Raw genomic sequence first — 6,920 nt, forward strand, 5'->3', positions numbered from 1 at the left:
GAGACAGGGCTCGGGGTGGGGGCGCGGAAGGCGTGGACGCAGGCGACCCCGAGGCCCACGAGGGCGAGCACGACCTCGCCCAGCCGGCGTTCGTGGAGGATGTCGTGCAGGCGCAGCCAGCGGTCCTGCTCACCGTCGCTGGGGCGCAGGGCCTGGAAGGCGATGACGTCGCGGAAGAACTCGGACGGGGCGAGCGCGGCGAGGGGACCCACGACGACGGCGAACGTGGCGAATGCGACGAGTGCGAGCGTGAGGCCGTCGCGCCAGGACTCCTTCCACGGGCGGGCCAGCAGCGCGGCGACGAGCCAGAGGCCGCCGGGAAGCTTCACGGACACCGCGAGACCGAGGAGCACGCCCGCGCCGATGCGCCGCGCGCGCGAGGGGGGCTCGGCGGTGAGCCAGAGGTTCGCGAAGCCCAGGCACAGGACGTTGAGCAGGGGTTCGAGGAAGGCGCCGCGCTCGACGAGGGCGGCCTCCGGATAGGCGGCGTAGGCGAGCGCGGCGACGCAGCCCGCGAGGGGCCCCCAGGCGCGCCAGGCGACGCGACCCGCGAGGAACACGCAGAGGGCGCCCACGGTGGCGGCGAGGTAGCGGGTCACTCCGTAGGCGGTGGCCGCATCGAGCCCGAGGGTGAGCGCGGCGCCGGGGGCCCAGAGCAGGAGGGCGCCGGGAGGGTGGACGAAGATGAAGTCGCGGTAGGGCAGGTCGCCGCGCAGGAGGAGCGACGCGGCGGAGAAGTAGACGCCCTCGTCGTAGTCCATCGCGTAGGCGAGCGGGCCCGCGCGATCGAAGAACGCCAGCGCGCGCAGCACCCAGCCCCCGAGCGCCACGACGACCAACGGCCAGGGGATCCGGTCCCGCCAGGAGCGCGGGGGGACGGAAAGGGACGACGCCGGGAGCGGAGTGGGGTCGGGTTGCATCGGAGCGGAGCCGCGAGGCTACTCCCGGCCCGTCCGCCCGTGGCGTTCTTTCCCGGAGGACTCCGGGCGGAGGGATGCGAGGTGCTTCAGGGCGCGGCCCAGGGACTGCGCGTGTTCGTTACCGCAAGGCCCGGAGCCTCGGAGGCATGAGGGTTATGGGGGCCCTCGGAGCCTCGATAGCGCGGCCCGAGTCCTCCACGCGGGGCTCGCCGATTCACGGCCGGGCCTCACGAGGCATGAGGGTGATGGGGTCCGTCGGGGCCTCAATGGAGAGGTCCGTGTCATGCACGCGGAGCCTGCTGGTTCGTGGCTGGGCCCGAAGATGCGTGTGGGCGATGGAGTCCTTCGAGCCTTGATGGCGCGGCTCGTGTCATTCGCGCGGGGCTCGTTGATTCACGGTCGAGCCTCACGAGGCATGCGGGTGATGGGGCCTTCACGTAGTGAGCCCGTTCCCAAGCAGTGCTCCCTGGCTTGGCCCGTTCTCCGCGCGGTGCGCAGCGTTCCGTTCGGGCTCCCCGAGGAACGGGGGACTGCTCGGTTCCCCGGTGCTTTCCGCCGGGCCCAGGCGTGCGAGAGTCGCCCCCGTGAGCACGACCGACCCCTCCGGGACGCTGATGTCCGCGTCCCCCCAGCGCGCCGAGGCCAACCTGTGGTTCGGGGTGGTGCTCGCGCACGCGGCGGCGGTGATGCTCTTCTGCGCGGTGGCCTTCGCCGCGAACTTCTACCGGATGCGCGGCTTCTGGCCGCCCGCGTCCGCGCTCCCGGGACGCTTCGTCCCTACCGCGGCGGGAGTGCTGCTCGTCGCAGGCGGCGCGCTGCTGCACGGCGCGCTCCGACGCGCCTCCGGTCCTCGTCCCTCGCGGGTCTGGCTCCTCGGTGTGCTGTGCTCCGGAGCGGGGTTCCTCGCGACGCAGGCAGCCTGGCTGCATGTGCTGTGGTGGCACCGCGACCTGCGCATCCCCGACAGCGGCGTCTTCGCGTCCGCGCTGTATGGCCTGTCCGCGGTGCAGGCCGCGCACGCGGTGGTCGTGCTCACCGGGGTGCTGCGGGCCACCTTGCGCGGCCTGGATGTTCGGGCCCCGCTGCGGCGTGCCCTGCCCGGATGGTGGTGCACGACGGTGATGTACGGCGTCCTCTTCGCGGTGGTGTACCTCCCATGAAGCCTGCTCCCTGCCTCCCCCGAATCCCGAAGCCCTCCCGCATGCTCCGCATGCTCGCCGTGCTCACACTGGGCGCAATGGCCCCCGCGTGTCGCAAGGAGCCGCCGACCTTCGAACCGCTGAAGCTCGCGAACGGCACCACCGTCCCCGCGGCGACGCTCGCGCGCGGCTGGGACGTCTACACGCACTACTGCGTGTCCTGTCACGGTGAGAAGGGCGACGGCCAGGGGCCCGCGGGCACGGGCATGCGCCCCGTGCCGCGCAACTTCCGCCAGGGCCTGTACAAGTTCGGCGGCGTGGCGGCCGGCGAATTGCCCACCGACGACGCGCTGAAGCGCACGCTGCGCCGAGGCCTGCACGGCACCCCGATGTTCGCGTGGGACGTGCCCCCGGCGGACGTGGACGCGGTGGTGCAGTACCTCAAGACCTTCAGCCCGCGCTGGAAGCAGGAGGCGCCGGGCGTCGCGCTCGCGATGTCCGAGGATCCGTGGAAGGGCCGCGCCGCCGAGGCCGTGGAGCGCGGCCGCACCGTCTACCACGTGGCCGGCAAGGGCAACGCGGGCTGCGCCAGCTGCCACGTCGCGTACCTGCCCCGGGCCGAGCTGGCCGCGCTCACCGAGACCGTCACCGGCCGCAAGGTGAACCTCGCGAACGTGGATCCGTACACGGCGATGCCTCGGGACTCGGACTACTCGCTCACCGTGGACGCGAAGGGAGAGGCCACGCAGCTCTCCAAGGTGCTGCCCCCCGACTTCCTCTTCCACCGCCTGCGCACCGTGTGGCCCCAGGGCACCCGCGTGGAAGGCCAGCCGTACACCGCCGAGGCCCAGCGCGAGGACCTCTACAGCGTCATGGCCGCGGGCGTCGGAGGAGCCGCGATGCCGTCGTGGAAGGGCGCCATCCCGGAGGAGAACCTCTGGGCGCTCGCGTACTACGTGCAGAGCCTCGTCGCGCTGCACGACACCGATGAGGCCCGCGACCTCCAGCAGCGCCTGCGCGACTCGAAGATGCAGCCTTAGCGGATTGATTCAACAACCTGAAAAGATGGACTTCCGGGGAAACTAATTCCCAGGCGTCGCGAAAATCCGGGCTCAAGTCTCTCACTTTCCCGGAGTTCCATTCGTGACGACCTACTCCGTTCGCAGCGGCGACACGTTGAGCGGCTTGGCTCAGCGCTTCCACACGTCGGTGGGGACGCTGCAGAAGACGAATCACATCGCGAACGCGAACCTCATCCGCGTGGGGCAGAAGCTGTCGGTGCCGGACTCGTTCCAGGCGGCGGCTCCGTCGAAGGGTGGGGGCAAGGCGGGCAGCTACACGGTGCGCAGCGGGGACACGCTGAGCGGCATCGCGAGCCGGCACGGCACGACGGTGAGCGCGCTGGCGAAGGCCAACCACATCTCGAACCCGAACAAGATCTACGTGGGCCAGAAGCTCACGATTCCGGGCCGGAGCGGAGGCACGGGGACGTCGAACCCGCCGCCGACGACGGGTGGAACGGGCGGGGTGGGCGGCGCGACGGGCGGGACCAAGGGTGGCGTGTCGGTGGCGCAGCTGCGGAAGATCATGCCGAACCTGTCGCAGGCGAAGGCGGAGCAGTACCTGCCGCACCTGAACAAGGCGATGGCGGAGGCGAAGATCAACACGCCGAAGCGTCAGGAGATGTTCCTCGCGCAGCTGGCGCACGAGAGCGGCGAGCTGCGCTACATGGAGGAGATCGCCTCCGGCGCGGCGTACGAGGGCCGCAAGGACCTGGGCAACACGCAGCCGGGCGACGGCAAGCGCTACAAGGGCCGGGGCCCCATCCAGCTCACGGGCCGCGCCAACTACCGTGCGGCGGGCAAGGCGCTGGGCATCGACCTGGAAGGCCACCCGGAGCGCGCGAAGGATCCGGACGTCGCGTTCCGCATCGCGGGTTGGTACTGGGGTTCGCGCAACCTGAACAGCTACGCGGACGCGGGCAACTTCCGCGAGGTCACCCGCCGCATCAACGGCGGCTACAACGGCATGGCCAGCCGCGAGATGTACTACCGCCGCGCGCAGGGCGTGCTGGGCTGAGCGGAGACGCGCGGTCGCACGCGGGCGCGAGTGATTCCCGCCCGTCTGCACGGCGGGATCCGGTGTCCGGGAGAGGGATCCTCCGTGACAGGGGGACCCTGATTCCAGGCACCTGACGCTGGCGCACCGACTGCACAGGGCGGGCTCCTCCCTTCTCGGAGCGAGCCCGATGTCCCGAATCGATTCTTCCGGCAGCCACCCGGTTTCCCCCGACAGCCCTCTTCACGAAGCGGATGCGCCCAGGGCGCTGAAGCCTTCCGCGCCTCCGTCCACGCGCAACGAGCTGCGGACCTATGCCGGTCCGCCCGGGGCTCCCGTCGTGGCTTCACCGTCCAACGGCCTCGCGGGTCCCGCCGTGTCCGCCCGCGAGCTTGCACTGGGCAGCCGGCCGCGTCCCCCGTCCTCCTCCGTCCCAGAGGACGTCGATGCCGCGCTCAAGTCACACCTGACGCGCAGCCTGTCCAACCCCCTCCTCACTGACAGCGACGTCCAGGCCACGCACACCGTGCTCGGATCCGTCCCTCGTGACGCCTACCGCGCCACGCTGGAGCGCATGGACCGTGACGGCCTGCTCGCTACCTATGTGTCCCGGCTGGAGGCTTCCTCGCGACAGTCCTTCCTCGACCAGGCCGCGTCGAACGGCGTCCTCCAGCGGCGCCCGGGTGGTGTCACCGGCCCGCTCGGGATGCCGGGACGACCGGAGGTCTTCGTCAATGATCCGAAGCTGCCCGGAGCCCTGCGCGACGCGGTGAATGCCCACGCCATCGACACGGGCCGCGCCGCCGTCCTCGCCTACGACGCCTATCTGCAACGCCATGGCGAAGCTGTAGGACAGTCGGACAGCTTCCGTGCACTGCGCTCGCTCGGGCCTCCCCAGGCGCTGGACCTGCGCGAAACCATGCTCGGACTGTCCTGGGCCGACCCGCGCCGTGAACGCTACGAATCGGAATGGAAGGCGGGCATCGGTCGCCCCCAGCGCTCCCTCGTCCAGGCCTACGAAACGGCCACCGCCCGTGCGCTGGTCCTCTCCGGACAGAAGCCCGCCGGGGCCTTCCTCTCCGCCGAAGCGAGCGCGTCCCACGACCTGCTCCGAGTGAAGAGCGAGGCCCGGCTTGCTTCACGCGGACCCCCTGAACTCCAGACGCAGGCCGGCGTCGTCGCGAAGGCAGGGCCCCTGGGCCTGGAGGTGATGACGGACGCGCACGGCGAATCCGAGACGGAGCTCCAGCTCGACCTGGGCGTTGCCAGCGTGAGCCGTGACTCGCAGGGCAAGGTGGAGCTGTCCCTGGGCGCGGGGCCCCATGCCCGCGCGCACGCGAACCTCAACCCCCGCACCGCGGAGTTCGGCGGCGGCGTGGCCTTCGAGCTCTCCGACAGGACCGGCCAGCACCACGCCAGCCTCAAGCTGGGCTACGGCCTGCGCGGCCTCACGCCCGAGCACGCCAGCCAGGCCCTCCGCCGCGACGTCCCCGGCGTCTTCAGCCGCCCGAAGGACCTGGACCCCGGCATCGCCTGGGATGCGCTCCCCGCGGCGCGCCGCGCCCTCTACGAACGGCAGGGCTGGACCCGCGAGGAATGGGCCGAGGACTCGCGGCGGTGATCACCGCACGTTCGCGGGCAGCAGCTTCTCCACCACCACGACGTCGTGCCACACGCCCTCGAGTGGAGCGTGCTTCTCGTGCACCCCCACCTCGCGAAAGCCCAGGCGCCCGAGCAGCATACGGCTGCGCACGTTGGTCGCGAAGACGCGCGAGGTGAGCTTGTGGAAGCCCGCTGCCTCCGCTTCCTTCAGCAGCGCCTGGAGCACGTGCTGCCCCACGTTCCGGCCCCGGGCCTCCGGGGCCACGTAGATGCTGAAGTCCGCGACGCCCGCGTAGCACTCGCGCGGGCTGTAGGCGCCCGTGGACGCGTACGCGATGACGCGCCCGCCCTCCTCCGCCACGAGCACCGGGTGGCGCTTGCCCAGCCACGCGTCGATGTCCTCGGGCGTGCGGGGCCTTGTCTCGAAGGTGGAGGCGCGCTCGGCGAGGGCCGCGTTGTAGATGGCCGCGATGGCGGCCCGGTCCTCGCGCGTCGCGGGCCTCACCGTGGGCAGCGGGGTCGTGCTCATGGCGTGGGCGTGGGGAGCTGCGGCGCCGGGGGCTCCTTCGCCTCCGGTACCGGACGCATGGCGAGGGCGGCCGCCAGCGTCAGGTGCCAGGGCACGAAGGGGACAGCGCCGAGGTTCTCGGTGCTCACGACCGAGAAGAAGGTCGTCGCCGCCCAGAACACGAACTGGACCCACAGCCCCACCGCGCCACCGCGCTGCAGGGTCCGGTTCCCCAGGCTGTGGCCGAAGAAGGAAGCCAGGGTGGAAACCCAGATGATCAACCCGGCCAGGACGAAGGGACTCAGGAGCTGCCCCGGGAAGTCCTTCTTGAAGTAGCCGACGAGCAGCTGGCCCAGGACGCAGAGCAGCGTCTGGTACAGCGCGGACAGCAGCGTGACGATCACCCCGCCCTTGTCAGGTCCCGTCCGGACCTCGCCCGAGTCCTTGGGGGAGGCCGGGTCGAGCAGCTCAGGCGGCAGCTCCAGCGCGTACGGATACCCCAGGGACAACAGGGCCTCCTTCGCCGCGTGCCGCACCTTCTGGCCGCCCTTGCCCGCGTAGTCCCCCACGGGGACGCGCAGGATGATGGACGCGGCGCCATGGTCGAACAGGCGCGCGGTGGCGTCCACGGTGACAGGGCCGCCGCGCAGCGCGAGCGGCTTGCGGCCCAGCTCATAGGCGACCGGAGGGTTG

Annotated in this window: 6 protein-coding genes and 1 pseudogene; 4 read left to right on the forward strand and 3 right to left on the reverse strand. The window is 71.5% G+C overall.

Translation table 11 applies throughout. The features are described from left to right. A partial coding sequence (locus tag D7V93_RS34200; RefSeq protein ID WP_244237677.1) for a glycosyltransferase 87 family protein occupies positions 1-830 on the reverse strand: 830 nt, incomplete at its 3' end. Between the two features lie 674 nt (positions 831-1,504). Between D7V93_RS34200 and D7V93_RS34205 the strand changes: the two genes are divergently transcribed. The 4 genes from D7V93_RS34205 (at position 1,505) to D7V93_RS34220 (ending at position 5,738) form a co-directional block, all read left to right on the forward strand. After that, complete coding sequence (locus tag D7V93_RS34205; protein WP_120647372.1) at positions 1,505-2,080, forward strand: hypothetical protein; 576 nt, start codon at positions 1,505-1,507, stop codon at positions 2,078-2,080. A gap of 41 nt (positions 2,081-2,121) precedes the next feature. Next, positions 2,122-3,099 (forward strand): c-type cytochrome, encoded by a 978-nt coding sequence (locus D7V93_RS34210; RefSeq protein ID WP_120647373.1) that lies wholly within the window; start codon positions 2,122-2,124, stop codon positions 3,097-3,099. A 103-nt stretch (positions 3,100-3,202) separates the two neighbouring features. Further along, complete coding sequence (locus D7V93_RS34215) at positions 3,203-4,138, forward strand: LysM peptidoglycan-binding domain-containing protein (RefSeq protein ID WP_120647374.1); 936 nt, start codon at positions 3,203-3,205, stop codon at positions 4,136-4,138. A gap of 169 nt (positions 4,139-4,307) precedes the next feature. After that, positions 4,308-5,738: a hypothetical protein gene (locus D7V93_RS34220; RefSeq protein ID WP_147451492.1), complete on the forward strand. Its 1,431-nt coding sequence runs from the start codon at positions 4,308-4,310 to the stop codon at positions 5,736-5,738. Here D7V93_RS34220 and D7V93_RS34225 read toward each other — a convergent pair whose 3' ends face one another. Together D7V93_RS34225 and D7V93_RS34230 are read right to left on the reverse strand one after the other, a co-directional pair. After that, positions 5,739-6,248, reverse strand: coding sequence for an arsinothricin resistance N-acetyltransferase ArsN1 family A (locus tag D7V93_RS34225; protein ID WP_120647376.1), 510 nt, complete (start codon positions 6,246-6,248; stop codon positions 5,739-5,741). It abuts the gene before it with no gap. Beyond that, positions 6,245-6,920, reverse strand: a pseudogene (locus D7V93_RS34230) (hypothetical protein); the annotation flags it as partial. The gene D7V93_RS34225 and the pseudogene D7V93_RS34230, both read right to left, overlap by 4 nt.

The organism is Corallococcus llansteffanensis (genome assembly GCF_003612055.1).
In the GTDB taxonomy this organism is placed as follows: Bacteria; Myxococcota; Myxococcia; order Myxococcales; family Myxococcaceae; genus Corallococcus; species Corallococcus llansteffanensis.